The sequence below is a fragment of the Plectonema radiosum NIES-515 genome, assembly GCF_025753815.1.
Classification (GTDB): domain Bacteria; phylum Cyanobacteriota; class Cyanobacteriia; order Cyanobacteriales; family Nostocaceae; genus Hassallia; species Hassallia radiosum_A.
Window position 1 is genome coordinate 1 of the sequence record NZ_JAOWRF010000377.1, and the last position, 3,564, is coordinate 3,564.

Here is a 3,564-nt window from a genome sequence, read left to right on the forward strand (position 1 = left end):
TAAAATCCGTACATAACTGGCAAGAACGGTTAAGAGAAATTGTTGATAATCTGATTGAAAATATAGGAGGGTAGTTGTCAATAATAGTCTAGACTTGTCTATGTTATTGCTGGCTTAGGACTAACTCACCCAAGGGGAGACGCTCGTTCGCGGAGCGTCTCCCCGAATCGAGAATACTCGCTACCGCTTCGCTATCAGAAGTCGCTCATGGGGGAGACCCCCTTTCTGCGTGCTGGCTCACTACGAACCAGAAGAATATTTTACATTTAATTTCGCCCACTCACTTACTAGACTTATAAGTTTATTTTGTGTAAATGGGTAAGTCCACTGAAAGTGGACTTATGCTATGAGCCTTAGACTTAAGTCTAAGGCGGATGCGAGGGTGTTATTCAATTGGGACTGCAACTTATCACTTACAACTAACCTAAGCATCTTGAGGATTAAGACGACTCATTTGTTGAGTGGTATAAGTGCCAATAGGACTCCAAAGTAAATAAGGAACCAGTAACAGTGCTGCCCAACCAGAAACGGGTAAAACTGCGATCGCTAAAATAACCGAGATCATAAAACCGATGGCACCAATAATTGTACCGATTTTCAGGCTGCGAAGTCTAAACATTACAGGGGTGTAGGCGATGGTAGCAATTTCTAAAAGTAGGTATAAACCCATCCGCAACCATGTTTGAGTCGTGCCTGGGTTTTTTTCCCAGACAATATAAGCTGACCAAGCACCGCAAATAAATATTACACTCCAAATAACTGGGATTGCTGCCTCAAAAGTTAACCATCTCGGTCTTTCTAAGCGTTTGAACCATTTGCGATCGCCTGGGGTAATAATATTAGCAGCCAGTGCAACTAAAAAAGCTACACCTCCAATCACCATCCAAGATTTAATCATGCCCCACATCCCTGCCGTTTATACTCAGATCGCGCATTATATTGCAATACGGTTGGTGTTAAGGATTTTGGTATTGATTTTAGGTATGTAGAGACACGATTTATCGCGTCTCTACCACTGATTTTTCGGCTTATCTGAACCGTATTGCCTTATATTGCGATTCTATTTTGCCAATTTACAAGTAAATTGTTCATCATCCCTGAGAGCGAACATCTGATTGCAGACCATGCATCTCATCAGCGTACCCTGGGGGAAGTTGCTTTGCGTCTACATCTGCGGTTAATTAGTCATTAGACATCTCCGAAAATTAAATATGCGTTATCCAAACCCCAAGAGACGCGAAATTTCGCGTCTCTACATTGTTTTCCAACAGATGTCTATTAGACGTCTGGTATAAATTAATTATGCGTTGCCCGAAACCCTTGATTAGACGTAGCAGTGCTACGTCTCTACATTTTTTATGGAGATGTCTATTTGCAACAAATCTCACAACGCTCGTAATTGTCGCTTTTGCACTCTTTCAGCACTCCCGGTAGGAATCGAAGCAATCAACCTCTGGGTGTATTCTTCCTTCGGTTCACGGTAAATGCTTTCGGCTATACCTTGTTCGACAATTTGACCACGATTCATCACCAAAATGCGATCGCTCATAAATTTCACCACACTCAAATCGTGGGAAATAAATATATAAGTCAACTTAAACTCATCTTGCAATTCTTTCAACAAGTTCAACACCTGTGCTTGTACCGAAACATCCAGTGCGGAAACTGATTCATCGCAAATGATAAACTTAGGATTTAACGCCAAGGAACGTGCAATACAAACTCTTTGACGTTGACCCCCAGAAAATTGATGCGGATAGCGCTTAATCGCATCTGCACTCAATCCCACCCTTTCCAAAAGTTCCTCTACTCGTTCTCTGCGTTGTTTCGTCGTCTTGCCAACAGAGTGAATTAACAACGGTTCCATAATTGCGTCCCCAACCTTCATCCGGGGGTCAAGCGCACTAAAGGGATTTTGAAAGACTATTTGCATTTCTCGTCGCAGTTTTTGCAACGGTTCTCCTTTAAGGGTAGTAATATCTTGTCCCTCAAAGATAATCTCACCGCTCATCGGTTCAATTAATCGCAGTAAAGTTCTACCAAGAGTGGTTTTTCCACAACCTGATTCTCCCACTAATCCGAGTGTTTCCCCAGGTTTCACATCAAAAGAAACACCATTAACTGCCATCGTGTAGCGTGTCGTTTTGCCAAATACACCCCGCACTGGGAAACCCACTTTCAAATTGCGGACTTCCAACAGCGATTTCTGTTCGTTGAGGTTTGCTAACCTTGCAGTAATTTCTTCTCTGCTAACTTGTATGGGAGCTAACGGTTCTTTCGCTTGAATTACCACCTGTCCGTTTGGGGTTTCTTCTACACTCATGTAGTCGGAAACGGTGAGGAGTTTTTGGGGATGGCTGTTAAGTGAGGGGCGACAAGCAACTAACCCTTTAGTATAAGGATGTTGGGGATTGTTAAAAATTTGCGCTGCTAATCCATATTCGACAATTTTACCTTTGTACATCACCGCTACAGAGTCGGCAATTTCGGCAATTAATCCTAAGTCGTGGGTGATAAAAATCATACCCATGTCACGTCGCTGCTGCAATTCCCGCATTAATTCGAGAATTGTCGCTTGGACTGTCACATCTAAAGCTGTGGTGGGTTCGTCTGCAATCAATAGTAAGGGATTGCAGGAAATTGCCATTGCAATCATCACCCGCTGCAACTGACCCCCAGAAAGTTGATGGGGGTAACGTTCCAGCATGGCATCTTTGTGTTGCTTCACCAACTCTGTTAATTGTCGCTCATCTAGTGGCTTTGATGAGTTAACAGAAGTTTGTTTCCAGGTTTCGAGATATTGCTCTTTTATTTGCTCATCGCTAGGAAGGAGTTTTACTTCTTGTAAACCTGCGATCGCTTTTTGTTTTGCTTCACCTTGCGACACTTTCTGATGTCGCATAATTGCTTCGGTTAGCTGAAACCCTATGTCATAAACTGGATTGAGCGAACTCATCGGTTCTTGAAAAATCATAGCAATATCACCACCCCGATAAAGCTGCATTTGCTGTGGGGGTAACTCCACCAAGTTGACTGGTGCGGCATTTTCGTGATGACGAAACCAAATTTCACCACCACTTATTCTTCCCGGAGTCTGCACCAAACCCATCACAGCTAGGGATGTTACTGATTTTCCACTTCCCGACTCTCCCACTATTCCCAGAGTCTCCCCACGATGCAACTCAAAGGAAATACCGTCTACAGCTTTGACGCTGTTGCCATCATCGGAAAATTCAACTTGTAAATTGCGAACCTCTAGGATAGTTTCTCTCATAGGAATCGGGTATTAATCGTGACTTACTAAATTTAAAATTATCTGGATTTTAACAGTGGTTTTGTAACCAGTGGAACTGATTTTTCTGATTGTTACACCTTTGTTGGGAAATTTGGCACTATATATGACAATTTTTCGGAAATTTTAACGGATGTAGCAAATATGGCTGTGTAAACTAGCCTGACGCTACATCCGTTATCCACAAAAAGAAGACAGGGAGACAAGGGGGATAAGGGGGACTGCGTGATCAAGGGGGACTGCGTGATCAACTAACTTTAGTACAGACGTTC

2 protein-coding genes are annotated in these 3,564 nt (G+C 42.8%); both read right to left on the minus strand.

The features are described 5' to 3' along the window. Positions 1–424: 424 nt before the first annotated feature. The gene (locus OGM63_RS26720; protein WP_263748747.1) at positions 425–898 is read right to left on the minus strand and encodes a TspO/MBR family protein; all 474 of its coding nucleotides are present in this window, start codon (positions 896–898) and stop codon (positions 425–427) included. Positions 899–1,384: 486 nt separating this feature from the next. Beyond that, on the minus strand, positions 1,385–3,274 hold the full coding sequence (locus OGM63_RS26725) for an ABC transporter ATP-binding protein (RefSeq protein WP_263748748.1): 1,890 nt from the start codon (positions 3,272–3,274) through the stop codon (positions 1,385–1,387). Between the last annotated feature and the right edge of the window lie 290 nt (positions 3,275–3,564).